Genomic DNA, 25127 nt, shown 5'->3' with positions numbered 1-25127 from the left:
ACCCTGAACCGAAAGCGACGGCACGCCGGCGGCCGGACTTGACCCAACAGGTTCCGTAATCCGGCGGCTTTGAATCCCCCTCAGACGGCCAGCGACCTCGCGCGCAATTCATCATTAAGGATCCGATCGTTCTCGCCGTAGTCGACCGGGCAGTCGATTACGTGAACGCCTGGGGTCTTAATGCAGCGTTCCAGCAGGGGGAGCAAGGCTCCGGCGCTTTCAACACGGTAACCACTGGCGCCGTACGCTTCTGCATATTTCACAAAGTCCGGATTGCCGTAGCCCACACCGAATTGGGCGTAACCCATTCTGGATTGCTTGCAGCGGATCATGCCATAACCGTCGTCACGCAGTATGACGACGGTTATGTGCATGCCTAAGCGCAGGGCGGTTTCAAGCTCCTGGCTGTTCATCATGAAGCCGCCATCGCCGCACACGGCAATCACCGGTCGATCCGGATAAACCAGATGCGCGGCCATTGCTGACGGCAGGCCAGCTCCCATGGTCGCCAGGGCATTGTCGAGCAGGACCGTATTCGGTTTGTGCGCCTTGTAGTTGCGGGCAAACCAGATTTTATAAATACCGTTGTCCAGTGCCACGATGCCTTCAGACGGCATTGCACGACGAATGTCGGCCACCAGACGCTGTGGGTACACCGGATAGCGGTCATCATCTGCGCCTTCGGCAATCTGCACTTCATTAGCCTCCCGAATCGCCAGAAAACGGGTGAAATCCCACTGTACAGTGTTGTTCAGTGCATCGCCGATCCTCCGCACAGCGTCAGCGATATCACCGGTCACTTCGAGCTGCGGAAAATACAGGGCATCGGCTTCGGCGGACCGGTAGTCAATATGAATGACTTCGGTACTGCCGCGAACCATCAGAAACGGTGGTTTCTCGCTCAGGTCATGACCTACATTGACGATCAGGTCAGCAGATTCGAAGGCCCGATGGACGAAGTCTCCGGTGGACAGTGCAGCGTTCCCCACGAAGCGCGGGTGACGCTCGTCCACGACCCCCTTGCCGAGTTGTGTGGTAACGAACGGGATGCCGGTCTTGTCGATCAGCTGCTTCAGGGCCCTTGCAGCCATTTTGCGGCTGGCCCCCGCACCGATCACTAGGATCGGGCTGCGGGCCTTCCGCAGTTTCTCTACGGCCGCGTCAATAGCGGAATGTTCTGCCAGTGGCCAGCGGTTGAGGCTGCGCGGGATCGGTATGCTGTCAGTCTGCTCAGCGGCGATGTCCTCCGGCAGCTCCAGGTGCACGGCACCCGGTTTTTCTTCTTCAGCCAGGCGGAACGCTTCACGCATGCGTGAAGGGATATTGTCTGCCGAAGCAAGCTGGTGAGTGTATTTGGTGATGGGGGCCATCATGCTGCATACGTCGATAATCTGAAAGCGACCCTGTCTGGGTTTTTTGATCGGTTTCTGACCGGTGATCATAAGCATCGGCATGCCACCCAGATACGCGTAAGCACCCGCAGTAGCCAGGTTGGTTGCGCCAGGGCCGAGAGTGGACAAGCTCACTCCTGCCCTGCCGGTCAGGCGGCCGTAGGTGGCCGCCATGAAACCGGCGGACTGCTCATGACGGGTCAGCACCAGCCTGATCGGCGACTTACGAAGAGACTCCAGCAAGCTGAGGTTTTCCTCACCGGGAATGCCGAACACATACTCAACGCCTTCGCTTACCAGGCACCGCACAACAATATCGGAGGCCTTAGCCATCTTGTTTAACCTCGGAGTCAGTTGTCAGGAACGACATTCAGGCTGCACCGCGCCAGTCTGCCGATATCTTTTCTCGTGTATAGGGCATAACCTGTAACATGAGCTTAATGTAGAACGGTCTGTCTACACCTTAACTCAAAGGTAGAATGATCGTTCTACATAGTCAATATTTTTACTGATTCATGAGAATGAAAAAGCTACTACGGGCCAGTTTCGTTCACCCGGGGATACTCCATAAATCACCCTGCGGTGCATGTAAACATGTAAAATCGTTGGCGATTCGGGGCGTAAGAGAAAGATCGATAAAATACCTGAATAACATCCCTTTCCTCTTGTTGCTGAAACAGTCTTATTTAGACTTGAATTTTTCTTTTTCTGCAGAGACTCCATTGGTGCAATAAAAAACGTTATTTATTGCGTTCAGTGCACTTATTTATCTTCTTCGCTCCGGAGATCCGAAAAAGGTAAAAACGGTTCTGTTGAGGTGGGTGGGCTGGTGAAATGAAGGAGGAGGCATCTGGTAAAAAATATCCTACGAAGGGGATGACTGCCTGGGCAGGTAGACTGTCCACCCTGAGCGAGGAGCGGACATTGCTAACAACGTTCTGTGTCAATCAAAGGGGTGCAGGTCACTTCACCCGTTGTCCCGGGAAGGCAAAGCGTAGGGGCGGGTATCTTGTGTTTGCTGAGGGCCGTCACAACAGCCATCTGCAGCCATAGTTATGCTGGTTGCCGCAATTATAATCCTCAGCGACAACCAGCACATTTGAGCGTTTTAATAATCGAAAGAATGCATGATGCTAATCAGACTAATACCGTTTTGTAGCGTTCAGCCTGTGCCGCAATTTCTCCGTCGGTGATCGTCGCACTTCCGCCGGTAATGAAAGGCTTGAGATAATGCATACCCAGATACCCGGAGATGGTTTCAAAGGACAGCAGATATTCGCTTACCGTATGACCGGCTGCGCCATCTGGCTGATACGCAGACTCAGCACCACCGAGCGAAACTGCCAGCATGAGTTGCTTGCCATGCAGCGCCTGTGTTTCGCCACCATGTGACCAGCCGTAGGTCAGTACATCATCAAGCCACAGCTTGAGAAGTGGCGGCGTGCTGTACCACTGCATCGGGAACTGCAGCACAATACGATCGGTATTTTCCAGCGCAGCCTGTTCAGCGGCCACGTCGATTTTACCATCCGGATACATGTCATACAGATAACGTACATTAATATCGGGCAGTGATGCTGCACTTTTTGCCAGCGCCGAGTTAACACGGGACAGATGAATGTTGGGATGTGTAACAAATACCGTTGTTTTCATTTCGATCTCTTATTTTTAAAAGAATGTTTCGTCAATTTGAATCCTGGATAAAGCTTCATTGATGTCATTTAATTCGGCATCACTGAGCTGAACATTTGCAGCATGAAAATTCTCTTCCAGCCGGTGTAATTTCGTTGTTCCCGGGATCGGCACGATATAAGGCTTCTGAGCCAGTTCCCATGCGAGGACAACCTGTGCCGAAGTTGCGTTGTTTCTTTCGGCAATGTCAGCGATTAGATTAAGAAGCGACTGATTATTTTCCATAACCTCAGGTTTGAAGCGCCCCATCATGCCCCGGTAATCGCCTTCCCCGTAGGTGGTATTAACTGTCACCTGACCACTCAGGAATCCATTACCCAGCGGGCTGTATGCCATAAAGCCAATATCAAGTTCATCGCAGACTTTAAACAGATCCTGCTCAGGCTTACGCCACATCATCGAATACTGATCTTCAACTGCGGTAACCGGGCAGACTGCATGGGCACGCCGTATGTAAGACGCTGGCGCATTGGATAGGCCCCAGTACTTTATTTTGCCTTCGGCGATCAGCTCTTTCATTAATCCCGCCACGACTTCCGGCTCAACTTTTGGATCAACGCGATGCTGATAAAACAGGTCGATATGGTCGGTTTGAAGGCGACTGAGTGAACCTTCCAGTTGCTTTCTGACAGACGCCGGACTGCTGTCTAACACTGGCACCAGTTGACCATCAATAGTTTCCATCCCGGTTACGCCGAACTTGGTCGCGATGACGACGCTGTCCCTGTGTTTTTTGAGCGCAATGCCCAGAAGTTCTTCATTTTCAAAACCGTAAATAGGGGCAGTGTCGAAGAGGTTGCAACCCAGCTCCACAGCCTTATCTATCAGCTTAGTTCGTTCACGGATTTCAACTGAATAGCCATAGCCATGATCCATGCCCATGCACCCCAGTCCCATTTCCGATACGAGAAGCCCCTGGCTCCCCAACCTTCTCATTTTCATAGTGAATCCTGACTTTTCTTAACGCTGTGATGATTTTGAGCGGTTAAGTATATGGCTGGATTTGTTGCTTAAAAATTGTTAGTTTTGAAAGTCAGAATTGCTAAATTGACAACAATCATGAATAAACTAGATGCGCTGAAATTTTTTGTTGCCGCTGCAGAAACGATGAATTTTCGTGAAGCAGCGGTCAGACTGGCCATTTCTCCTTCAGTGGTGACGCGCACTATTGCTGAACTGGAAAATCAGCTCGGCGAGCCACTTTTTAAGCGGAATACCCGATCTATTGTGCTGACCAGCTTTGGTGAGCTCTTCCTGCCGGGGGCCATGCGTTTGCTTGAGGATTCAGAAGCCCTGTTTCAGACGGCAAGAGATGACAATGAGATGAAGGGAATTGTGAGGATCACCCTGTTTCGCTTTCCCGGGCACGAACAGGTACTCTATGAGCTTCTGACTGCGCTTCGTCCTTATCCTGAGTTGTTTATAGACTGGCGGCTGGACATGATGAAGCTGGATACTGTTCAGAACCGCATTGACATGGGGATCCGTATTGAGCGGGAGCCAAATCCGAACTTCATTATCAGGCCCATTACGCTTGTTCATCACGCGCTGATGGCATCACCCGGGCTCATTGAGAGGCTGGGTGCGCCGGAAAATTTCGACGATCTGCGCCAGCGCTATCCTTTCAGTGGCCTGTTGAATCCTGAAACCGGCAAAGTATTCGAATATATGCTCGATGGCGTCGATACTTTTGTACCACGACATCTTGAATTTATGACTACCGACTCCCAGTCTGAGATTCAGGCTGCATTAGCCGGTAAAGTAGTGATCCAGTCGAGTAATCTGGCCTGCAGGGAATATCTCGAAGACGGCAGGCTGGTGAATGTTTTACCGGAACTAAAACTGGAAACCTGGCAGCTTTATCTTTACCGGCCCTATCAGACCCTTGTACCGCAACGCATCAGGACCGTTTTTCACATCCTTGAAGATATTTTACTCAGACATTTCAGTTAAAAGAGGCCCCGGATGCGGCTGGCGTTCTTAGCCGGAGGCGTTACTTTTAAAACGGAGAATTGAATTTTTGGGTACAGCTCTTTACCGGTGAAGCCGCCGTTCCGGAATGGACGCATCCGCGAAGCAAAGCCTGCCGTCCTGCCAGGTATCCTGAATACTGCTGACTTTTAATGTGCTCCGGGTGGCTGTAACAGACATATCAACTAAAGATTTCATCTACCCAGTCTGCAAATGCGCGTACGGCGGGTGAAAGAAAACGCTGATGGGGATAAAGCAAAGTGACAGGAACAGACGACGGCTGCCAGTCGGCCAGGACTTCAACCAGCGTTCCTTTTTGCAGGTGTTCTGCTACAACGTTTTCAGCAAGCTGCGCCAGTCCGAACCCTTCGAGGCACATTTTTATATAGAGTCCCGTCTCATTGACGGCTGCCTGCCCGCTGACGGATACAGACAGTGTTTCTGTTCCCTGTACAAAACGCAATTCGTCTGTACGTCGGCTTTGCCCTGAAAAATAATGAATAGCTTTGTGATGAGATAAATCCTGAGGTGACTGTGGAATACCATACTTTCTGAGATATTCAGGAGAGGCACAGGTGATCCAGCGGAACTGCCCAAGCGGACGGGCAACAAGTGTTGAGCTAAGCAACTCTCCGGTTCTGATCACGCAATCCACCCCCTCCTGAACCAGATCAACTTGCCGGTCACTGACACCGATCATCAGGTAAATATCAGGATACCGGCTGTAGAATTCTTTCAGATTTGGCATAACGATGAAATGGGCTATACCGCCGGGCATATCAACGCGTAAGCGGCCCCGGGGGCGCCTGTTCGAATCAGCCAGACTGGCTTCAGTATGTTCAATTAAGGCAAGGATTTCCTTGCATTGCGCCAGGTATTGCAGACCTTCAGACGTAAGGCTGACCCGCCTTGTGGTCCGGTTGAGCAGACGCACCTGCAGATATTTCTCCAAGTTTTTGATGGTGCTGGTAACAGTAGAGGAAGGCAGGGACAGTGTTTCCGCTGCCCTGACAAAGCTTCCGGCTTCAGCCACCCTTAAAAAAACCTGCATAGCCTGAATGCGATCCACCTGACTGCTCTCCTGAATATCGTGTAACGTTGTTAACCATTATTATTCGTTAATTCTGAATTATGAAAACACGTTAGTCATCTTTTTCATCTTAATCGGGAGGCGTATCGTTTTCCTTCTTAATCTGAAAGAGACGATTACAATGACCAATTACAACAGAAATATTGTTAAGAAACAGACGGAAAACCCGCCGGTAACGCTGATTCGCGGCGCAACCATACTGAGTATGGACGATAGCGTCGGTAATATTGAGCGCGGTGACATTCTCATCAACGGCTCAATCATTACCGCCGTTGGTCAGAACCTTGACGCGCCAGGTGCTCGTGTTATTGATGCCAAAAATATGATTGCCATGCCTGGGATGGTTGATTCTCATCGTCACGCCTGGGAAGGTCAGCTACGCCGCATCAACCCCAACGCCACCTGTCTGGACGACTACAGCAACGCCACGCACTTTTCGTTCGCTAAATATTACCGTCCTGAAGATATCTATGTCGGCAACCTGCTGACGGCGCTGGGCGCGATTGACGCGGGTATCACTACGATGATCGATAACTCGCATAACAGCCGTACCGCAGCGCATTCCGACGCTGCAGTCGAGGCTCTGCTTGATAGCGGCATTCGCGCCATTCATGCTTCCGGCGCACCGGTTGCGGGTGAATGGGATCGTGCACACTGGCCAGGTAACTGGCAGCGTCTGCAGGAAAAGTATTTCAGGGATAACCCAGAGGGTCTTGTGACTTTGGGGGTTATGGCTCAGCTGGAGCCAGAATTATGGGCTGAAGCGCGCAGGCTGGGGTTGCCGATCGTGACCGAATTCTTTGGTGCTGAGATGGCCTCCGGGCTTGAATCTCTGCATCGGCAGGGTCTGCTTGGCCCGGACAATATATTCAACCACTGCACGGCACTGCCTGATGAAGGCTGGGAAATCCTGCGAGAAGCCGGTGTCCGGGTGAACGTCTGCCCGCGCTCAGATTCCCACTATGGTATCGAAAGTGGGATGTTTGCAATAGAGGCCGCCCGGCGTCATGGCATCACCCCGGGCCTGAGCGTGGATAACGAAACGTCCTACAGCACCGATATGTTCATGGAAATGCGCGTCGCGTTCTATCTGCAACGAGTAATGGGTATGCATCAGCAGCACTGCTGTGATTCAGCGCATTCGCTGACCACACTCCCCGCTGCGCAGTTGCTTAAATCGGCAACCGTTGATGGTGCGGTTTGTGCCGGACTGCAGGACAAAACAGGGAGCCTGACGCCAGGCAAACAGGCTGACCTGATCCTGATTAACGTGGCTGACCTCAACCTCTATCCAAACGGGAATGCGTTTGGCACGGTGGTACATGCTGCTGAACGCAGCAACATCGATACCGTGATGATCGGTGGGCGCATCGTCAAGCAGAACGGCAAAGTGCTGGGTGTGGACAGCGAGCGCCTTCGCGCAGCCATTGATGAATCACGTGAACACCTTTTTGCGGCGGCAGGATATGAACCAGACATCTTTGCGGAAAAATTCCTGCCGATTATTCAGGCAAACTGATAGAGACGAACAGCATGAGCGCGATTTATTACGTGATAGCTTTTGCAGCAGGTCTGGGTATTACCCTGCAGACGACACTGAACAGTCAGCTTGCAAAAGGGCTCGGCGGGGATCCAGTCACCGCCGCGTTGTTTTCCTTTACGGCGGGGGCATTCAGCCTGGGAATTTACTCGCTGCTGCGAGGAGGGTTATTTACCTCACTTGCTGCCATTCCTTCTCAGCCTGTATGGAGCCTGGCGGGCGGACTGATCGGTGCCTGTGCGTTATTTAGCTATGTCGTACTCGCACCGAAAATCGGTTTTTCAGCCCTGCTCGGGCTGGCGATTGTTGGACAGCTACTCTCATCTCAAGTGATCGACCATTTTGGCCTGCTGGGCGCGGTAAGGCGGCCAGTCTCGTTGCTGAGACTGGGAGGTATGCTGGTCATGTTGGCCGGTCTGGCCATCATGCTTTTCGGCGAACGGCTATCTTCACGTTTTCTCCAGTAACATCTTTCCTCCCGTTTGCTACCACGCGGGCGGGGGTGATTTTGGCCTTGCGCAAAGTACGACCTATATTTATCTGAAGGATTAATATGTTTTCAATCGCAGCTGATATCAGGAATACGCTGGGGGAGTGTCCCCTATGGTGTGAAAGAACACGAAGGCTTTACTGGACTGACATTGAGGCCAGTGAACTGCTCGCATTAGAAGAAGGTAATGACGCTGTAATACGCTGGTCGCTGCCTGAACGCCTTGGTTCCTTTGCTCTGACTGAAAGAAGTCATATTCTGCTAATGGGGCTTGCATCCAGACTGGCTTTTTATGATCTCAATACCGGCTTACTTTCCACGGTGGCAGCCTCACCGGGAGGCTCGGGAAGCCGCATTGGGGATGGACGATGTGACCGTACCGGTAATTTTGTCTTTGGAACAATGGATGACGATTTTCCCGTGAAAGTTATCGGTAAGTTTCACCGGCTTAATGCTGCAACGCTGAAAGTTGAGACGCTTGCACTGCCAGATGTTGCCATTCCTAACAGCATCTGTTTCAGCCCCGATGGCGGCACCCTCTATTACTGCGACTCAATGCAGGGTCGGATAATGTGCTGCGATTATCCCTCGCTGCAAAACCAGCGCGTATTCACTAAAATCGAAGGTGAAGGTGCCCCTGATGGTTCCTGCGTGGATGCCATGGGCTATTTGTGGAATGCTGAGTGGGGAGGGAGTCGTGTTGTCCGTTACCGTCCGGATGGGAGCACGGACGCAATTCTGTCGTCGCAGGGAATTCAGAGTACCTGCCCGGCACTGGCAGGTGAGAACTTCACCCGCCTTTATTGCACCACAGCTTCTGTAGGACTTACTACGCTGTCTGAATATGATGGTAAATTACAGAAAGCTGAATCTGCTGTCAGTGCAGGGTTACCTGAAAGCCGCTTTGCAGCGCATACAATTTAACGGCTTAAAATTGGATGGCATCATATCTGCTTCAGCTCGTAAGGTGACGTTTGCTTTTGTCACAAAGTGACTATATGCAAGTAGACGTCCGTCATGAGCGCGATGTACACAACAGATGGTGAAATTGTGCTCAGACGACTGGAGTCGGAATGGCTGTTAACGCTTCGGCTGTCTGCCACAGGCGTGCCAGGTCGGCTTCCCTTACGGTTTTGGGTTGTTTTGCTATATGGGGATCTCCAAAAAGCAGAAAGCGCGGGCCGTAAAAATTTCCCTGCGTCGCCGAAGGATCAACTGCTGCTCTCAATAGCGATTCTGTTGCCCACTCTACACGCACTGAAGGCACGAGATAATACATCAGTTTTTTACGGGTCGATGCTGTTCCCAGGTTCGGGCCACTTGTCTGCAGATTAGTACGCGTATGGCCAGGATGCGCACTCGTACTGAGTAACGGCCAGTTACGCGTCCGTGCGATATTGCCAAGCTGATTAGCAAACAACAAACAGGCCAGTTTGGACTGTGCATACGCCGCAATGGGTTTGTAAGATCGCTCACAATGCAGGTCATCGAACTGAATTTTTCCCATCATTGCAGCGCTGCTGGTCATGGTTGTGACGCGGGGATTTTTTGCTTCCAGTAAAAGCGGCAGCAAAAGATTCGTCAGCGCGAAGTGGCCAAGGAAATTTGTCGCAAACTGCAGTTCAAAGCCATCTGCGGTGAGCTCACGACGAGGTGGTGCCATAATCCCCGCATTGTTCACGAGCAGATCCACCGGGCGTCCCTCTTTCAGTAGTTGTTGGCTGAACATACACACGCTTTCAAGACTGGAGAGATCAACGATACGAACTTCAAGCGAGGCCCCAGAAACTGCCTGACAAATTTCCCGGCGCGCCTCTTCCCCTTTCGCCTCATTTCGTACGGCCATGATGATATCGGCTCCCGCTGCCGCCAGCCTCTTTGCTGCTTCCTTACCCGTGCCGCTGTTGGCTCCGGTGATAATGACCCTGCGGCCCCGTTGAGTGCTGATTTCATACATCTGAGTTGCTCCTGTAGTGGATTGTAACAGGGCTGGCCCTGCTTCGACGCTATCCACTACCAGCCTAACCGGTAATGCCGGCCAGTACGCCTGCAATTGGCGCCACAGTTAATGCAATCAGCGCCATTTCGACGCTCACATTCCGTTTTCCACTTTGAAGCCATTGCTTACGGGTCAGAATATTATTTCCGGGGAAGACTCTGACGAGCGTGCCCGATCGTTTGTCCAGTCCAGTCCTGAAATGCGCGGTAAAAAGAATTGGGATCTGCAAAACCGAGCAGAAATGCGATTTCTCCACCTGACATTGTAGTGGTGCTGAGGTAATGGCGTGCCAGACGCTCGCGGGTAGAGTTAACCAGTTCGCGAAAATTGACGCCTTCTTCTGCAAGGCGGCGCTGGAGCGAGCGCTGACTCAGTCCGAGGCGGGTTGCCGCATTCTTTATCGTGGCCGTATTTCCCGGTAGCAGCTCCAGCAGGACGGCCCGTACCCGTTCTGCTGTTGCGGCGGTTGCTTCAAGTTCACTTAGTCTCTGTCGGAGATCAGGCTCGAATACGCGCCACATACCTTCACTGACGGTAAGAAACGGCCTTAATGCATCCCCGGCGGTGAAAGTGATGGAAGGTACGCTTCCTTTCATGATGCTGGTACCGAAGAATTTCTCATAGCGTCGGGCATGGGATTCGGGAAGACTGTCTGGCAGTACCACACGATGTGCGCGGACAGGCTCGCGGGTTGCGAGTCTGGCAAACCACAAAAAAAAGGCGATTTCCGCGATTTGTAGTGACAGCGGAGCCTCGGGCTGAAGCGTCAGCCAGTGAGGAGATACCGTCAAATCTCCCTCTCGTCCAACATCCAGTATTAGTTCCATTGGACAGACAAGCTTTTTGTACGTGGCGAGGCGCTTTGCAGCCTGTATAAGGTTAGGACTGCAAAGGGCGGCAAAAAGTGGTGGGCTGAAAGTTTCGGTCGTCAGGGTTTCGATAACACGTAAGGGAAACATTGCGTCACCTGACTCAATTTCCAGCGCGCGCCAGAAGCTGAAATAGTCGTGTGCAGAAAGGGGTTGTTTTCCTCTGGAAAGTAAATCTTCAGGAAGTGCGGCCCGACGCAAAACATGTGCAGGCCTTAGGCCCAGGTCTTTCAGTAAAGCCTGCCAGCCCACATCCACCGGAAAGGTTGCGCTCTGTACCATCAAATCTCCGTCGTCACGTTCTGGTATGAGTGACCAGGCTTTTTAATATAATGGCTGCAAAGCCAGACTAACAGACACGTAGCTACCAGATCGCACACCAAGTTTAATAATCTTATTAAGGTGCGTCTTTGGAACGTATATCCTCAATAATCACTTCTGCGACTACTTTTTACTTTGTCAGGATTAATACAGTGCATGACAAGCCCTGGTTTTATCACAAAGCGTCAAATCCCAGTCATGTTTTAAATTGTCAATATCCGCTTCTGGCACATAGCAGTCGATACAGCATCTTACGCATCAGTTGTATAAATCCAGTCAGCACATTGAGGACATATCTTCTCTCCATGCCAACAAACGTAGCACCAGCAGCATTGCCATTGCCGTATAGACGTGCTAACTGGTGGAAGGCGCTTTTGTGAAGGCGGTATAGTTTTTGATGAGGTTTGCTCTTGCACTGTCTGGTGCTTGTTGAATCGACATTTATTGAGTCGAGCGACATTGTTGATATGCCCCAGCTGGTGCACAAACTTTTTGGTCGCTGTCAGAGGGTCAAACTGAACACCGATCTGCAGTTTGCAGTAAATGCAATGCAATGAATCAAAATCACCCTGTTGAGCAGAGTCTGGTGTAACCCATTCACCATATACGGTGACGGCGTGAGTGGCTAAAACAAAGTAATTCATCATGAACTCCGAAAAAATAAAAAAAAGCCAGCATGGTTAGCTGGCTTTGTAGATAAATGGGGCAAGGAAGTAAGCGTCTGGCACAGCGGGTTAGATTTACCGGCTGCTTTTTGTTCTCCTCCTGTTTTTCAATGAACGTACTTCTCCGCGCCCAAAGGTCCTGGCATTTCCAGGGAGAACCAGCCGGGCGCAGGCATCGATCTTGGTAATGTAGCTTAGCGCCTTGAGCAACCCCTTATCCTTACTACTGTCTCCACGCTCCAGTTTGCCGAGGCCGCAGTCCTCATAACGCGTTTTGTTCGCGTTGCAGTTGTAGAAGATGCCTTTACCTTTAGTGATGGTGTCTTTCCAGTATTTCCCGAAAGCATGAGCAATCACGCCATCCTGCTGTGCCTTATTGCCATTTAGGATAAATAGCATGTGGTAATGAAATTTACGCTGTGGGCCGTATTCCAGTTTCCACACGGTCCCGAGAACATGGCGAAACAATGGATTTTTTTTAATGTTGCGAAATAGCTGTTGACGATGCTTACGAGCTTCATCAGCAGTGATGTCAGCCTTATGCTCATTTGCCCATGATAAATCAATCCGCAAGACCAGCAGTCGAGAATGACGCTCCTGCAGGTGACTGATGTAATTCATCACTCCCTTCAGGTTTTTAACCGAAGCTCGCTGGTATTTTCTGTAGGCCTGTTTAAACCCGGCCTGACTCACAGCGAACCGGTAATCTTGTACCAGTTTGTTCAGCATTTCTGCCGTGGTAACAGTATCTGCTCCTACTATTTTCCCGTTATGGATACGGGCATGTAAATCAGTGTTATTAAATAAATTCCGAAGTGTAGCAATACGTGGATTAGCTATTCGTACTTTCATCGCTTCTTGCGGCAGTACATTAAGATAACGGATTGCATCAAGAATGATGGCTGACTCTGCACTCTCTTTATAACCTGATCGGTTATACAGAATAGTGAAAGGTAACTTATGTCCTCTACTGATATTTTTAAGGCAACTATCAAGTTGTTCTAACCTGAATCTGAATTCATTGTCATCGGATATGGTGAGATAGGGAGTGTTATTCTCAATGTGATATTCAGCATGAGATAACAGGAATGATTTTGGTAAGTCCATAATGTATTTCTCTGAAGCCAGTCAGTAATGACTGGCTGGCAATGTATAAAGGTGGTTATTGGACGAGGGGCTTCATCTGATATGAAGCATGAATAGTAATATCAGAAATAGTGTCTGTGTGATAACAAAGTCTAAGTGTATGACGCCATTAATGAGTGTGATATAGCGTGTTTATATGAAGTGATATTGATTGGTGATTGAATGTGTTAATTAATCATTGGTAATGCATTAAATACAATAATAAATAAACCGACTATACAAATCACATTAAGGCCATGTGCCATAAGGCACGAGAGCATAAAATCATGGTGTGAAGTTAGTGACCTTTTCATCACTATCTTTGGAGTCTTTTATGCTCTTGACTCATTGACACGGGCTTCTAACCATTCTTTTATCTCACGTTCAATCCAGCGGGAACTGCGGCCAAATTTCACCGGTTTTGGGAACTTACCGTCCTGCGCCATTTTATAAAACCACTTATCGGACAAACCGGTTAGTTCAGTAATAAACTGCATGCTGACAAATTTATCCTCGTGAATATTAATCGTACTCATGACATGTCTCCAAAAATGTATCAGGAGGACACCGGATGGCATCCTTTCATGTCATAGGCCTCATATGTACAGATTTACTTTTCCCTGACGTTATTTCATAAGAAAAGGATTACCGGTCGAGACGGGGATAACTATCAACCACACATCAAAAATCTGGCGCAGCTACACTTTCACACAGTCAATTCATGGTGTTCTCAGAGGCAGTTTTTCACTAAAAAAGTGCCTAATTACAGGGGTTGCATTAGACTTCCACCCTACGATTTACACTATGATTATTGCTATGAATTACCCTATGAATTACTATACATGCATTGCAGTTCACATAATAAAAAGAGGTAATTCCTTGTGAGTGATGAGTTATGGATCGACATTAAAAGCTCGCGTGATATCAGGTTATTTCTGTGGCTAAACGGGGATGACGTCGCTATTTACAATTATCGTTTGAAAGATAGCAGCAAGAAATACAGCGCAGATCTGATTTATGGAGAAGATTATAGATTAGCAGCAGAGGCAATAAATAACGCGTTTCGTCTGTTTTATAAAGACCCAGATATACTTCGTGCGTATGCATCTAATTTTAAAAAAGCCAAAGATGCAATGTTGCCATTAAAAGAATTCAACTGGTTTAAACGCTGCAAGGATGCCTGTTACTTTACCTGGGTGTATATAAGGGCTCTCAGTAATAAAAATAAAGCACTTGGTAGTTTTAATATAAATGAACCGTGCACTGTTTATACCCGGACGTATTATCACCGGCTGATTAAAATTCAGTATCCTGTAAGCCATAGTGAACGCCTTGAGTGCATAAAAGATTTTTTTGACAGGTCATCGATGGATCTTTCATCAAAACTATTGATAATGTCGAAGATAAGATACGAGTGGGACAGACACTCTCCTTTAGTAAATAACCTCCCCCTAAAGAAATCTGAGAAAGTAAAAATACAATGGGCGTGGGACTATATTTCTAAGGACAAGGTTAACGTTATCATTGGTTCAATAAAGAGAGCGCAAGCTAAGATAGCAAAAGGAACTCAACCCCATCAGGACAATATACCTTCTGAGCATATTTTTAATGAGGCGTACAAAGCAGCTTTACAGGGATACGTCCACAACCCTCATTTCGTTAGCCTTTTCAGGCCATCAACGACAACTGAGAAGTATCTTGCACTACGTTGTATTTATATTTGCATATATTGTTACGACAATAAATTTTTATCCAGATTTAAGAAATCGTGGGAATCATCGGTTTACAGGAAGACAAAGAAGAAAGTCACGGTTCGCGAAAAATCAACGTCAGAACCAGTAGGGCGGGAATTCAGTAATGTAACTGATGCAGAGAAAATCATCGCAAAAATACCTTCAGAAGCTGAAAAGCTTCATGATAAATTACTCTTACAAACATCCAATGAAAAGCTAAATGAAATTACGCCTACTCCTGAAATTGATGCCGGAGAAAACAAAGAAGTCAAAGATGGCTCAGTAAATAACTGGTATGGCATTCCTTTTTAGAGTTTTCTATTTATAAATAAAAAAGGCCACGATGAAAGTGGCCAATAATTGTCAACATCACTCACTCCAGATTATTTCAAACCTATATCACCCCACTGAGAACACCGGCATATCTTTGTCTAGACGAATATCTCATTGATCATCAATACCGATCGATACTCAATTAAAAGATAGTATTCACCTATCAATAGGTGGGTAATTGATCGTTTTTATTATAGATAATAACGATCAATTTGTTGAAACTGATCTGTATTAACGATTATCCCATTCCCTCTCAAATGCATACGATCAGGTGGCCTTTTGTTCAGCAAAGGGCCATTTTTCGTTTGCAAAACAACAGCAAGGATTCTCTATGTTGAAGATAAGCTCCGCATTCTTTTTCAGTACGGCACTGTTCAGCGCAGCGGTGCACGCCATGGGCCAGGAGCAACAATGGGGCAACTGGTTTGGCACTGTTAATGCGATGGAGTTTGAACTGAATACCGACAATAGCGCCGGAGAACGCATGACGCTCACCTGCCGGGACAGTCATCTGATATTGAACTACAGCGGGTCTGATAAGAAACCCTTGGGTGTACCAGATGAAGGTCAGGAAGGCATGGGGATTAATATCAACGCTGTACATTACCTGCCAGGCAAGGCGGCTTTCATCGCACTCAAAAACACAGACAGCCATGGGCAGATTGAAATCACCCGAATCAATAAACCCTTATCTCACCCATTCAGTACCGCAGGACTCAAGGACGCTCTGGAGGACCTTAACTGGGAAGACTGCATCAGCCATTAATCACCCCATCCGGTAGCTCATGCTCCCACATTGTTAATCATCAGCAAGGATATCTGTATATGGCGACATTCCTTTCACGCCTGATTTTGATCTGTACCCTTTCAATCCCGGCCTTCAGTTTTGCCATCACCATTTCCGGTAACATTCATCCAGAGCGATACACGTTCTTTCTGACAGATAACGGCGGTGAAATGCTTCGCGAAATGAACGATGCAGCAGTCAGCGTAAAACTCAACAACAGAGTTGGTTTTAGCGCTGAGGCACAAAACAAGGCTGCTGCTGCGAACATATCTCCTTTGCTGTACGCAGCATCACCCCTTGAACAGAACTTTATCCGCTACGACAGTAAACCGGTTAAGGCTCTGACTTGTCTCGTAACGACCCGCACTATTCCGGGCCAGAATAAAAATTACACATGGGAGGAAACCTACTGCCTTGATGAAACCGGTGCTGCTTACATCGGCACAAAAGGCTGGCCGTCACGTGCTATCGTCGAAAAGAGTTGCGAGGTGGGTGTCCCCAGTTGTCCTGTATATCTTGGTCTGAACAATGATCCACCGACCATGCGGAATGATGCTGCGCAATATATTCCTTACAACAGCAAACGCGTAAGTAGGAATAAAGAAAGTAACTCTGAGCCAAAACCAGCAGCTGGAGAAATGGTCGCAGAGCAGGACGGTTATGTGGTGAATTATGTAAAAGGTAGCAGTTGTGCTGACAACAAACTGGTTGTTAAAAACACAAGCTCCGGGAAAACAGCCGAAATTGCAGGATTAAATGGTTGCTCTTTTGACCCGAAGAAAAATGCAGTAATTATCTTCCCTCAAAATGAATACGTCGGCGTTTACAGTGGCCCCACAAACGCTTCTGAGGAAATAGCCTCAGTCGATCTCCCCTAATTTCACTTCCAGTCCGGTATAAGCTTGCTGCGATACCGGACGCCTTTTGGATCAACCTATGAAAACTAAAAAATCCCCGGACGATACAACGCCAGATGCAGAATCATTTGGGTTGACCTGGCCCGTTGTTTTCAGCGTCGCAGGCCTCACTCTGCTGAGAAGTAAGTCGGTCGTATGCCAGACAATGGGAGCCAGCCTGATGACCTATAGCCTGATAAGACTCATAAAAAAACTCGCCACGCTTGCCTGAAAAGTCCCAATCAGGCAACACGGTTTGTGTTCTAACACCTGTACCAGACGTACTATCACCTTCCGAAGCTCGCCGGGAAGCTAACTCTCGACAAAAGCTGAAGCGTTCCTTTATCAAAGGGCTGGCTGCAATAGCAGAGGACAGAATCAATGATGATGCCTTTGTTTTATCGGTGTGCAGCAAAGCGTATGAACGCTTACCTCTGAACATAAGGCGAGTCGTTAAATACGAGTGGTGTCTTCGATACTTCCAGTACAGTAAACCCTTTATTCTGCAGCGATTACAACATCACCAGGCCGAAAAGCTAATACCATCGGCATTACCTGACAGAGAACTCTCGCCACAGCAGAGCCAGCCACCAGCCTCTCCCTGAACATTTTATCTTCCATCCAATGCCACTCTACTGGAGTGGCTTTTATGCCCATTTTAAAAGGAATCAACTATGACCCGTTTAGCCAGCCGCTTTGGTGCAGTCAACCTTGTTCGTCGTGACCGCCCGTTAACTCGCGACGAACTGGCCCATTATGTGCCCAGTGTCTTCAGCGAAGAAAAGCATGAATCCCGTAGTGATCGCTATACCTACATCCCGACAATTACCCTTCTCGATAACTTGCAACGCGAAGGCTTCCAGCCATTCTTCGCGTGTCAAACCAGAGTCCGCGACCAGAGCAAACGAGAGCATACGAAGCACATGCTGCGCCTGCGTCGTGAAGGCCAGATTACTGGCAAACAGGTTCCCGAAATTATTCTGCTGAACAGCCACGACGGCTCAAGTTCATATCAGATGCTACCGGGGTTATTCAGAGCAGTTTGCCAAAATGGGCTGATTTGCGGTGAGAGTTTTGGCGAAGTGCGCGTGCCGCACAAAGGCAACGTAGTAGAGAAAGTCATCGAAGGGGCCTACGAAGTACTGGGAATATTTGACCGGGTAGAAGAGAAACGCGATGCCATGCAGTCGCTTTTGTTGCCGCCGCCCGCTCAGCAGGCTATGGCGAAAGCGGCGCTGACATATCGCTTCGGTGAGGAGCACCAACCGGTGACAGAGACGCAGATACTTTCCCCACGCCGCTGGCAGGATGAGAGTAACGACCTGTGGACCACTTATCAGCGCATTCAGGAAAACCTGATTAAAGGCGGGCTATCGGGGAGAACAACCAAAGGAAAGCGCGCCCATACCCGAGCAGTGAAAGGTATTGACGGTGATGTGAAGCTCAACCGGGCCCTCTGGGTGATGGCTGAGAATATGCTGCAGCTTGCTTCATGATCTCTTCCACTATTTTCCTTTAAAGCCTTCCGAAGATTCGGAAGGGCTTTTCTTTCTAAGGAGCAACCATGTCTACGATCAATTTATCCCCGGTATTTCCTGCAAACGAGCAGCGAGTCATCCAGCGAGCATTACGTCTGCTGGAGAAATACCAGCGTCAACCGAGTGAGTCATTTACCTCTACCAGCCTTACAAAAACCTGGCTGCAACTGCAGATGGCTCACCTGGAGCGGGAAGTCTTCATCGTAATGTATCTCGACAATCAGCATTGCCTGCTGGAGCGAGAAATACTGTTTACCGGCACGCTCAGCCATACCGAAGTGCATCCCCGCGAAGTGGTTAAATCAGCCCTGAAACATAACGCTGCTGCGGTCATTTTGGCGCATAACCACCCGTCCGGCACGACAGAAATCAGCCAGCAGGATAAACATGTCACTCAGCGAATTGCTAAAGCCTTGGCTCTGGTGGAAGTTCGTGTGCTAGATCATCTTGTGGTCGGGAACGAAGTGGTGTCTTTTGCTGAATGTGGCTTGTTATGAGGTGCAGAATGAAAATCATCAGTAAGCGCCAGGCGATGCATATTTATCGTCAGCATCCCGAATCCAAGTTATCTGCCTTCTGTACAGGTCACTACCAGTGGCATGGCAGTGTCTGCCATTACTACGGACGTGAAGTTCAGGATATCAGCGGCGTTCTCGCTGTTTTTGTTGAACGTCGTCAGGACCGGGCAGACCCGTACGCAATTCTGCGCAGCGTGACAGTGAACTAATCAACCTACTCAGTCATTAAGGAATATATTAATGCAGTCGACCACCTTATCCGGCACATCGGCGGAGAACGCATCCTGCCTTCAGTGGGGTTTAAAACGTAATATCACGCCATGCTTCGGCGCTCGCCTGGTACAGGAAGGCAACCGCCTGTACTTTCTGGCTGACCGGGCAGGATTTAATGGCTCATTCAGTGACGATGAAGCTTTGCGTCTGGACCAGGCATTTCCACTGATGATGAAACAGCTTGAGCGGATGCTGACGACTGGCGAGCTTGATCCTCGCAACCAGCACTGCGTCACACGGCATCACAACGGACTTACTTGTGAAGCTGACACTCTCGGCTCTCATGGCTACGTTTACATTGCCATATATCCCCAGTCAGCTTTAACCAGATAACACCTTCCTCTTCTTTTATCAGGGACTCAACTCATGCATATTTCAACTGTACCGGCAACGGTGACGGTTTCGTCACGACTGTCTCCTGTCCAAGTTTGGCAAAAACTATTAATGTATATTTTAGAGCATCATTACGGCCTCACGATCAACGACACACCGTTCAGTAACGATACGACGATTCAGGAACATATAGAGGCGGGAGTGAATTTTACTGATGCTGTTAATTTCCTTGTGGAACGATTCGAGCTTGTGCGCATTGACCAGAAGGGTTTCTCCTGGCAGGATCAAGAACCCTGGATAACATCTTTGGATGTTCATCGGGCACAGTTCAACCTTGGGTTGAAACGCTCATAAATCAGCCAACTGATCATTAAGGAAAAACATGTGGGGGCATAATCGGGGGCATGTCAGTAAAGCGCATAAGAAAATAATCAATAAATTCAACATGATTAACAACCAAATGCGACTCCTGTGATCTCCGCCAGATTTTCTCTCTATTAACTAATTAAAAATTAGTTTTCAATCAAATATTCAAAGTAATCAACTCTCTGTCGTCACTTTGGTTTTGCTGCTCATCAGGGCTGATGGACTTTAGATATTGCATTACGGAATCATTTTCCAGAAGTGAACGATAAAGTACAAACTCCCAATTACTTCGTGCCTCATGCAAATCATGCTCCGAATATCGTGCATGAAGAACTTGCTCAATATTGAAGTTTGTGTTTTTTAACTTCCTAATCCATTTTTTTATTTCTTTATCGCAATAAACGAGGATTCTTTCTTTAACTTTAAGAGATATTATATGCAATATGATCGCTCTTTGTTCTTGCACATTATCCGTTCTAGTTGAAAATTTCACCTGAAAATTAACCTTACCCTCATCCAGTGAAGAAATTATTTCTATAATAACATTATCAAGAAGTGTTGAATAAAATGGATGGGCAAACATAACTAAATCATTTTCTTGGGAAAAGTATTTATTACTTTTTATCGGTGCACATGACCGACATTGTGGAACTAAATTATTTGGATATATAGAATATTCAGCAAGCTTATCTTTTGGTATAAAATGGTCTAATGTATCCGGAATAGTTGGATTTCCACAGTATGGGCAAGATGTCAATGCATGCTCACGTCTTTTAGAAATCAAAAGCTCTTTGAGCCTTGAAGTGGGATAGTTGTATAAATCAATAAAATGTTTTTTTAGGTCGCTATTTGCTTCAGATGAAAACATACTTTCGGGTAGATTGTTATCCAATCCATTGACAATATAAACATAATCATTATATTTTTCGCATATTTCTTTTTTTAATGTAGGTAATGAGACCTCTCTAGCCTTCTTACAAGCAAGGCCTAAATTCAACCATATTTTCTCGTCCTGCGTCAGTAATGCTTTAATAATTTTCATTTGCACCACCTTAATTAGAACTGTTTATCTTAGAAGCTAAGTATACCAACCCTTCGTCACCAATCTTATGCGATAACTTATCCAAATTTTCATTAAGACTTAACTTTTCATCCATAATATCATCAATCTCATGTTGATATGGTTTCTTTATGGAATAATCATCAAAAATCTCTCCAATTATTTCTTCTAAGGACTCTCCGTATGTTTCTATATTAGGACGATCAATCATCGTGCCAAAGGTAGCTTCTTTTAAAACATGAACACAATTTCTCTGAACTTCTCTTGCTATCAATGAAGAATGAGTAGCTATAATTGCATATGATTTTCTGTTTTTAAGTATAGTTTTCAACATTTCAATTAACCCAATCTCTAATGCTGGATGTAAATAAAGCTCAGGCTCATCTATTATAATTAATGTTTCATCTTGAATTTCTGACACTATTGATGGAATCATAAAAGAATAAATTTGTTGACCAGAGCTTAGTTTTATTTCTTCCCCATTATTTAGAAAACTGGCTCCTGCTTGGTAATTAATTTCTTCATCTTCATTGTTAAAATTAATTTTGTCACCGCTCATAGTTACATCTATATTTTTATTTTTTATAGTTTTAAATCTTATGGTGTCAAATTTCATTGATAATGAGAGTGTTGAAAAAATCGTTTTAAGTTTTCCTTGCCCACCTTCCGCCCACCACGCTACATCTCTGTCATATTCAATAGAGTTTAAAATAGATTTGGCTGAAAACGAAGTCGGCCATTCTCTATCAAATTGCCCTTCAACATTCCTAAAGCCTATGTAAGTATAATCATTTATTGATAATGGATTGTCATGGATATTTATCGGGTTTTGTAAACCATATTTGACAGATAAAAGTTCAGATAACTCTCTATTCGTATTGAAACTCTCAAAAGGAGAATAAGAGACTACGATTAATTTATTAAACAATGGCTTAGATCTTGCTGATTTTAGACCAGTAATGACATCACAAACCTCTTTAAGTATGTGTGTTTTTCCTAACCCATTTTTACCTATAATAAGATTAATATCTCTAGGTATATCATTCAATTTATTAAATGAAAGAGTAAATGGCTCAAAAGAATCGCCTAAATCATTTAATGCGATTTCAATAACCCCATTAATCTCATAACTACCCATGGCAATTTTTGTGCCGTTTTTAAGTATAGACTTACTGCTTGAATTATCCCTATAAAAACGGCTAGTAAACCCATACCAATTTTTATAGAGATTCAAATTATCCTTGTAGTAACTAACATCACACAATCTTTTTAAAATATTTATTGCTTGTTGTTCTTCAAAAAGACTGGCTATAGCCTTGTAATATTCAATGTTATTCGGCATTGATACTATCATTTTGGGTCGAAAAAGTTTTGTCACATCGTAAATTTTATTTCCTTCAATATGGTTACCTTCCTGTTCGAAAAACTCCCTCATATTTCGACTGTCTGGAGATAATACCATTACATTTCCAATCTTTTTTGCTAAATTCTTAGATTTCACATAATATAATTGGAAGTTTATAGCCAAACCACCTTCTTTATTTCCTTTTTTCTCAGGATATCCTAAATTATCAGGAAGAAAGTGCAGACCTATATAATATTCAAACCCATACCAATTGGAAAAATAAATTTTCATTCATTATCCTTAACATTTTATAAAAAGCATTAATATCTAATTATAATTTTGGAACAATACCTTTCCTAATCAACTCATTTTTAGCAATAGTTTTTATCCAATTCCCCAAACTCATCCCTGCATCCTTTGCTGCAACCTCAAATTGCGCCTTCAACTCAGGCGTAATACGAATCTGAAAAGTAGGTGCTTTGCCGGATTTAGATTTATTAGGGTCACGTTTAGCAATTGACATGTACGTACCTACAAGAGCAAGATATCTTCACTGAGGTACGTACCTTAACATACGAAAACCTCAAATTGAAACGCTCTCGCCAGGTACTCGCAATACCGGACGAGAGCTAACCTCACCAACTATCAAGGAGTTGATTATGGCTGATTCGCATTCTACCCCAGACACCGACCAATCCGGAACCGAGCGTTCGGTAATTGTGGGATATCGCCCGAATGTTTTCGACAAGTCCACGCCGAAAATCATCCTTTCCGGCAAGTGGCTGCGCGCAGCGGGTTTTGATACCGGACAGCAGGTTACGGTAAAGATCATGAAAGGATGCATCGTTCTGGTGGCCTATAACGAGCAGGAACAAAGGATTCTGGACGATTACAAACGCACTAAAGCAAAGTTATGCCAGATCGAGAGCACGCTGGCGAGCCTGCAATTATCATGACCGTTCCCGTTGTTATCAAGTTGGCTGCTGCATGCAGTCAACATAAAAAACAATATGGAATGCCAGATTTCTTCCATAACATCCAAAAAGCAATCGAACCCAACATGTAATGCTAACTTACAAGTTCAATATTTGATGACATTCATCATTTCAATACCTGATGCTATGTTAACTAACGATGGCAAAGAGATCATAATTCAACGTTATAATTTCAAAAAATCTATCCAAGAAACTAATACATCGCAAAGAGCAATGTTAAGTCCCACTCCAATATTTTATTTGCTTTTCTATTTTGAAATGAAAGTCACAATTTAAATCCATAATGAAGAGTAGTTTCCCTCAGTCTATAAAAGGAGATTGAGATGGCTATACCTGTTTACTTATGGCTCGAGGATGATTCAGGCCGGAGGATTAATGGATCTGTCGATATTAAAGATCGCGAGGGTTCAATAGAAGTGATTGAATTTATGCATTCTATAGAACAGCCTATAGATAAATTCTCCGGAAAAATTACTGCAAAACGTATTTATAGTACCTATGCATTCATGAAAGAGATTGATTCATCATCCTCTTATCTATACAAAGCCTTGTGCACTGGGCAAACACTAAAAAAGGCAGAATTCATATTTTACAGGATAAACCATAACGGTCTTGAAGAGGCTTACTTTAAGACAACTTTAGAAAACGCAAGAGTTGTTCAAATTGAACCTATCATGTTTGATATTAAACATCCGCAAAACGAACACTATACACACCATGAATATGTAGATATGACATATGAAAAAATCACATGGCACTACATTGATGGAAACATCATTCACTCTGATACCTGGAAAGAACGCGCTTAAGGAGAAAGTATGTCCTGGGAATATGATGTAAAAGAGCATAAATTTTATCTGGATGGTGTCTACCAATTTGATGCAGATTACGCAGGTGCAAGTGGTTACAAAAACGATCCGTCACAAGAATGTGTAAAAAACAGCGGACCGCTGCCACGAGGTACCTACACTATTGGGTCCCCTCATAATTCAGCCCACACTGGGAAATATACTCTCAGCCTCACACCCTATTCGACAAATGATATGTGTGGTAGGGACTCATTTAAAATACATGGTAAAAGCAGTTTGCACCCTGACGACTCTTCAGAGGGCTGCATCATTGCTCCTCTGAGTGCCAGAAGGAGTATCTGGAAAAGCAACGATACGGTATTGATTGTCAAATGAAGCGTGTATTTTGTTTATTGCCATTACTCGTTGCAGTCAGTTCGCACGTCTCAGCAACTGAAATGACCGGCTTCGCGACCCAGTATTACGATGAAGACGGATCGCTGACGGAAATTTCAACAACAATGCCCCTTACCCCAATCATCACCATCGGTAAGAAAACCGTGCAAATGGAGGTTACTCATCTGGCAGACATCTCCAGCACACCAGTTAACAAAGACAGTTCCGCACGCTGGGTCTGCCTTCATGACGACGATGATACGAATTACTGGTTCATTTCTGATAACGAAATGGGTGCAGGATTGTTAACTGCGCTAGTTATAGCCAAAGATGGCATCCATGAAGAGTGTGCTAAAACAACGGAACCTGTCAGAGTATCAGTCGCTAATGTTCCATTATTAAATGCGACGCATGGCAATTTAGTCGCATTGTTCGGCGAGAAAGAGACCGCCAAAAAGAAAGCGATGCTTTTTTATCAGGAGACGCCAGCACAGAATGGATTCATCCAGAGCAATACGGTCTCTTATTACTTCGATGGCGAAAAAGTGCGTGGCGTAATCATCGGGCAAATTACCAGTAACTAGCTTGCAGACTCCCTCTCCAGAGGGAGAGG

27 protein-coding genes are annotated in these 25127 nt (G+C 46.3%); 16 read left to right on the top strand and 11 right to left on the bottom strand.

Annotation, left to right across the window (positions count from 1 at the left end):
* Nucleotides 1–80: 80 nt before the first annotated feature.
* The 3 genes from AB8846_RS12610 to AB8846_RS12600 form a co-directional block, all read right to left on the bottom strand.
* A complete protein-coding gene (locus AB8846_RS12610) occupies nucleotides 81–1724 on the bottom strand; it encodes an acetolactate synthase large subunit (RefSeq protein WP_370732833.1) in 1644 nt (547 codons plus the stop codon).
* Between the two features lie 804 nt (nucleotides 1725–2528).
* A complete protein-coding gene (locus AB8846_RS12605; protein WP_370732832.1) occupies nucleotides 2529–3044 on the bottom strand; it encodes an NAD(P)H-dependent oxidoreductase in 516 nt (171 codons plus the stop codon).
* Between the two features lie 15 nt (nucleotides 3045–3059).
* Complete coding sequence (locus tag AB8846_RS12600; protein WP_370732831.1) at nucleotides 3060–4025, bottom strand: aldo/keto reductase; 966 nt, start codon at nucleotides 4023–4025, stop codon at nucleotides 3060–3062.
* Between the two features lie 117 nt (nucleotides 4026–4142).
* On the opposite strand from AB8846_RS12600, the gene AB8846_RS12595 reads away from it, so the two are divergent.
* Nucleotides 4143–5036, top strand: a complete 894-nt coding sequence (locus AB8846_RS12595) for a LysR family transcriptional regulator (protein ID WP_370732830.1) — start codon at nucleotides 4143–4145, stop codon at nucleotides 5034–5036.
* Nucleotides 5037–5235: 199 nt separating this feature from the next.
* Here the strand turns inward: AB8846_RS12595 and AB8846_RS12590 are convergent, their stop codons facing one another.
* Nucleotides 5236–6123, bottom strand: coding sequence for a LysR family transcriptional regulator (locus AB8846_RS12590; protein WP_370732829.1), 888 nt, complete (start codon nucleotides 6121–6123; stop codon nucleotides 5236–5238).
* Between the two features lie 142 nt (nucleotides 6124–6265).
* Here AB8846_RS12590 and AB8846_RS12585 point away from each other — a divergent pair, with 142 nt between their 5' ends.
* From AB8846_RS12585 to AB8846_RS12575, 3 genes are all read left to right on the top strand, one after another.
* Nucleotides 6266–7663, top strand: a complete 1398-nt coding sequence (locus AB8846_RS12585; RefSeq protein ID WP_370732828.1) for an amidohydrolase family protein — start codon at nucleotides 6266–6268, stop codon at nucleotides 7661–7663.
* 14 nt (nucleotides 7664–7677) lie between these two features.
* Complete coding sequence (locus AB8846_RS12580; protein ID WP_114455274.1) at nucleotides 7678–8151, top strand: DMT family transporter; 474 nt, start codon at nucleotides 7678–7680, stop codon at nucleotides 8149–8151.
* A gap of 86 nt (nucleotides 8152–8237) precedes the next feature.
* Nucleotides 8238–9098 (top strand): SMP-30/gluconolactonase/LRE family protein, encoded by an 861-nt coding sequence (locus tag AB8846_RS12575; protein WP_370732827.1) that lies wholly within the window; start codon nucleotides 8238–8240, stop codon nucleotides 9096–9098.
* A gap of 130 nt (nucleotides 9099–9228) precedes the next feature.
* On the opposite strand, the gene AB8846_RS12570 is transcribed toward AB8846_RS12575, so the two are convergent.
* The 4 genes from AB8846_RS12570 to AB8846_RS12555 all read right to left on the bottom strand — a co-directional run bounded on the left by AB8846_RS12570 (nucleotide 9229) and on the right by AB8846_RS12555 (nucleotide 13689).
* Nucleotides 9229–10131 carry an SDR family oxidoreductase gene (locus AB8846_RS12570; protein WP_370732826.1) on the bottom strand — a complete coding sequence of 301 codons (903 nt, stop codon included), beginning with the start codon at nucleotides 10129–10131 and terminating at the stop codon, nucleotides 9229–9231.
* Nucleotides 10132–10313: 182 nt separating this feature from the next.
* Nucleotides 10314–11324, bottom strand: coding sequence for an AraC family transcriptional regulator ligand-binding domain-containing protein (locus AB8846_RS12565; RefSeq protein ID WP_370732825.1), 1011 nt, complete (start codon nucleotides 11322–11324; stop codon nucleotides 10314–10316).
* Between the two features lie 779 nt (nucleotides 11325–12103).
* On the bottom strand, nucleotides 12104–13135 hold the full coding sequence (locus AB8846_RS12560; protein ID WP_370732824.1) for an inovirus-type Gp2 protein: 1032 nt from the start codon (nucleotides 13133–13135) through the stop codon (nucleotides 12104–12106).
* A 350-nt stretch (nucleotides 13136–13485) separates the two neighbouring features.
* Complete coding sequence (locus AB8846_RS12555; protein WP_023315141.1) at nucleotides 13486–13689, bottom strand: AlpA family transcriptional regulator; 204 nt, start codon at nucleotides 13687–13689, stop codon at nucleotides 13486–13488.
* Nucleotides 13690–14034: 345 nt separating this feature from the next.
* Between AB8846_RS12555 and AB8846_RS12550 the strand changes: the two genes are divergently transcribed.
* The 8 genes from AB8846_RS12550 to AB8846_RS12515 all read left to right on the top strand — a co-directional run bounded on the left by AB8846_RS12550 (nucleotide 14035) and on the right by AB8846_RS12515 (nucleotide 19918).
* Entirely contained in the window at nucleotides 14035–15198 is a 1164-nt protein-coding gene (locus AB8846_RS12550) for a hypothetical protein (protein WP_370732823.1), read from the top strand.
* Nucleotides 15199–15550: 352 nt separating this feature from the next.
* The gene (locus tag AB8846_RS12545; RefSeq protein WP_068795348.1) at nucleotides 15551–15985 is read left to right on the top strand and encodes a hypothetical protein; all 435 of its coding nucleotides are present in this window, start codon (nucleotides 15551–15553) and stop codon (nucleotides 15983–15985) included.
* A gap of 59 nt (nucleotides 15986–16044) precedes the next feature.
* Complete coding sequence (locus AB8846_RS12540; RefSeq protein WP_370732822.1) at nucleotides 16045–16884, top strand: hypothetical protein; 840 nt, start codon at nucleotides 16045–16047, stop codon at nucleotides 16882–16884.
* 692 nt (nucleotides 16885–17576) lie between these two features.
* Nucleotides 17577–18398: a DUF932 domain-containing protein gene (locus tag AB8846_RS12535; RefSeq protein WP_068795350.1), complete on the top strand. Its 822-nt coding sequence runs from the start codon at nucleotides 17577–17579 to the stop codon at nucleotides 18396–18398.
* Nucleotides 18399–18466: 68 nt separating this feature from the next.
* On the top strand, nucleotides 18467–18937 hold the full coding sequence (gene radC, locus AB8846_RS12530) for a DNA repair protein RadC (RefSeq protein WP_370732821.1): 471 nt from the start codon (nucleotides 18467–18469) through the stop codon (nucleotides 18935–18937).
* A gap of 8 nt (nucleotides 18938–18945) precedes the next feature.
* Entirely contained in the window at nucleotides 18946–19167 is a 222-nt protein-coding gene (locus tag AB8846_RS12525) for a DUF987 domain-containing protein (RefSeq protein WP_370732820.1), read from the top strand.
* Between the two features lie 31 nt (nucleotides 19168–19198).
* Nucleotides 19199–19564 carry a type IV toxin-antitoxin system YeeU family antitoxin gene (locus AB8846_RS12520; protein ID WP_370732819.1) on the top strand — a complete coding sequence of 122 codons (366 nt, stop codon included), beginning with the start codon at nucleotides 19199–19201 and terminating at the stop codon, nucleotides 19562–19564.
* A gap of 33 nt (nucleotides 19565–19597) precedes the next feature.
* Nucleotides 19598–19918 (top strand): TA system toxin CbtA family protein, encoded by a 321-nt coding sequence (locus AB8846_RS12515; RefSeq protein ID WP_370732818.1) that lies wholly within the window; start codon nucleotides 19598–19600, stop codon nucleotides 19916–19918.
* 169 nt (nucleotides 19919–20087) lie between these two features.
* On the opposite strand, the gene AB8846_RS12510 is transcribed toward AB8846_RS12515, so the two are convergent.
* The 3 genes from AB8846_RS12510 to AB8846_RS12500 are packed head-to-tail and all read right to left on the bottom strand — an operon-like array spanning nucleotide 20088 to nucleotide 22858.
* Complete coding sequence (locus AB8846_RS12510) at nucleotides 20088–20972, bottom strand: HNH endonuclease (RefSeq protein ID WP_370732817.1); 885 nt, start codon at nucleotides 20970–20972, stop codon at nucleotides 20088–20090.
* 10 nt (nucleotides 20973–20982) lie between these two features.
* Entirely contained in the window at nucleotides 20983–22626 is a 1644-nt protein-coding gene (locus tag AB8846_RS12505; RefSeq protein ID WP_370732816.1) for an AAA family ATPase, read from the bottom strand.
* Between the two features lie 40 nt (nucleotides 22627–22666).
* Nucleotides 22667–22858, bottom strand: coding sequence for a toxin-antitoxin system HicB family antitoxin (locus AB8846_RS12500; protein ID WP_370732815.1), 192 nt, complete (start codon nucleotides 22856–22858; stop codon nucleotides 22667–22669).
* 136 nt (nucleotides 22859–22994) lie between these two features.
* On the opposite strand from AB8846_RS12500, the gene AB8846_RS12495 reads away from it, so the two are divergent.
* The 4 genes from AB8846_RS12495 (at nucleotide 22995) to AB8846_RS12480 (ending at nucleotide 25098) form a co-directional block, all read left to right on the top strand.
* Nucleotides 22995–23291 (top strand): SymE family type I addiction module toxin, encoded by a 297-nt coding sequence (locus tag AB8846_RS12495; RefSeq protein ID WP_370732814.1) that lies wholly within the window; start codon nucleotides 22995–22997, stop codon nucleotides 23289–23291.
* A gap of 362 nt (nucleotides 23292–23653) precedes the next feature.
* The gene (locus tag AB8846_RS12490; protein WP_370732813.1) at nucleotides 23654–24139 is read left to right on the top strand and encodes an Hcp family type VI secretion system effector; all 486 of its coding nucleotides are present in this window, start codon (nucleotides 23654–23656) and stop codon (nucleotides 24137–24139) included.
* A gap of 9 nt (nucleotides 24140–24148) precedes the next feature.
* Nucleotides 24149–24514 carry a tlde1 domain-containing protein gene (locus AB8846_RS12485; RefSeq protein WP_072051083.1) on the top strand — a complete coding sequence of 122 codons (366 nt, stop codon included), beginning with the start codon at nucleotides 24149–24151 and terminating at the stop codon, nucleotides 24512–24514.
* Entirely contained in the window at nucleotides 24511–25098 is a 588-nt protein-coding gene (locus tag AB8846_RS12480) for a hypothetical protein (protein ID WP_331413893.1), read from the top strand. The genes AB8846_RS12485 and AB8846_RS12480 overlap by 4 nt, the downstream gene beginning before the upstream one ends.
* Nucleotides 25099–25127: the final 29 nt, after the last annotated feature.

Origin of the sequence: Enterobacter sp. KB-221C9 (genome assembly GCF_041320715.1) — a bacterium.
Classification (GTDB): domain Bacteria; phylum Pseudomonadota; class Gammaproteobacteria; order Enterobacterales; family Enterobacteriaceae; genus Enterobacter; species Enterobacter asburiae_D.
The sequence above is the reverse complement of the archived record's forward strand: the minus strand, read 5'-3'. Positions and strand labels throughout refer to the sequence as shown.

Bases quoted from the DNA above. Each gene is read 5' to 3' on its own strand.
- AB8846_RS12610 (WP_370732833.1), bottom strand. From the start codon at position 1,724: ATGGCTAAGGCCTCCGATATTGTTGTGCGGTGCCTGGTAAGCGAAGGC.
- AB8846_RS12605 (WP_370732832.1), bottom strand. From the start codon at position 3,044: ATGAAAACAACGGTATTTGTTACACATCCCAACATTCATCTGTCCCGT.
- AB8846_RS12600 (WP_370732831.1), bottom strand. From the start codon at position 4,025: ATGAAAATGAGAAGGTTGGGGAGCCAGGGGCTTCTCGTATCGGAAATG.
- AB8846_RS12595 (WP_370732830.1), top strand. From the start codon at position 4,143: ATGAATAAACTAGATGCGCTGAAATTTTTTGTTGCCGCTGCAGAAACG.
- AB8846_RS12585 (WP_370732828.1), top strand. From the start codon at position 6,266: ATGACCAATTACAACAGAAATATTGTTAAGAAACAGACGGAAAACCCG.
- AB8846_RS12580 (WP_114455274.1), top strand. From the start codon at position 7,678: ATGAGCGCGATTTATTACGTGATAGCTTTTGCAGCAGGTCTGGGTATT.
- AB8846_RS12575 (WP_370732827.1), top strand. From the start codon at position 8,238: ATGTTTTCAATCGCAGCTGATATCAGGAATACGCTGGGGGAGTGTCCC.
- AB8846_RS12570 (WP_370732826.1), bottom strand. From the start codon at position 10,131: ATGTATGAAATCAGCACTCAACGGGGCCGCAGGGTCATTATCACCGGA.
- AB8846_RS12565 (WP_370732825.1), bottom strand. From the start codon at position 11,324: ATGGTACAGAGCGCAACCTTTCCGGTGGATGTGGGCTGGCAGGCTTTA.
- AB8846_RS12560 (WP_370732824.1), bottom strand. From the start codon at position 13,135: ATGGACTTACCAAAATCATTCCTGTTATCTCATGCTGAATATCACATT.
- AB8846_RS12555 (WP_023315141.1), bottom strand. From the start codon at position 13,689: ATGAGTACGATTAATATTCACGAGGATAAATTTGTCAGCATGCAGTTT.
- AB8846_RS12545 (WP_068795348.1), top strand. From the start codon at position 15,551: ATGTTGAAGATAAGCTCCGCATTCTTTTTCAGTACGGCACTGTTCAGC.
- AB8846_RS12540 (WP_370732822.1), top strand. From the start codon at position 16,045: ATGGCGACATTCCTTTCACGCCTGATTTTGATCTGTACCCTTTCAATC.
- AB8846_RS12535 (WP_068795350.1), top strand. From the start codon at position 17,577: ATGACCCGTTTAGCCAGCCGCTTTGGTGCAGTCAACCTTGTTCGTCGT.
- radC (WP_370732821.1), top strand. From the start codon at position 18,467: ATGTCTACGATCAATTTATCCCCGGTATTTCCTGCAAACGAGCAGCGA.
- AB8846_RS12525 (WP_370732820.1), top strand. From the start codon at position 18,946: ATGAAAATCATCAGTAAGCGCCAGGCGATGCATATTTATCGTCAGCAT.
- AB8846_RS12520 (WP_370732819.1), top strand. From the start codon at position 19,199: ATGCAGTCGACCACCTTATCCGGCACATCGGCGGAGAACGCATCCTGC.
- AB8846_RS12515 (WP_370732818.1), top strand. From the start codon at position 19,598: ATGCATATTTCAACTGTACCGGCAACGGTGACGGTTTCGTCACGACTG.
- AB8846_RS12510 (WP_370732817.1), bottom strand. From the start codon at position 20,972: ATGAAAATTATTAAAGCATTACTGACGCAGGACGAGAAAATATGGTTG.
- AB8846_RS12505 (WP_370732816.1), bottom strand. From the start codon at position 22,626: ATGAAAATTTATTTTTCCAATTGGTATGGGTTTGAATATTATATAGGT.
- AB8846_RS12500 (WP_370732815.1), bottom strand. From the start codon at position 22,858: ATGTCAATTGCTAAACGTGACCCTAATAAATCTAAATCCGGCAAAGCA.
- AB8846_RS12495 (WP_370732814.1), top strand. From the start codon at position 22,995: ATGGCTGATTCGCATTCTACCCCAGACACCGACCAATCCGGAACCGAG.
- AB8846_RS12490 (WP_370732813.1), top strand. From the start codon at position 23,654: ATGGCTATACCTGTTTACTTATGGCTCGAGGATGATTCAGGCCGGAGG.
- AB8846_RS12485 (WP_072051083.1), top strand. From the start codon at position 24,149: ATGTCCTGGGAATATGATGTAAAAGAGCATAAATTTTATCTGGATGGT.
- AB8846_RS12480 (WP_331413893.1), top strand. From the start codon at position 24,511: ATGAAGCGTGTATTTTGTTTATTGCCATTACTCGTTGCAGTCAGTTCG.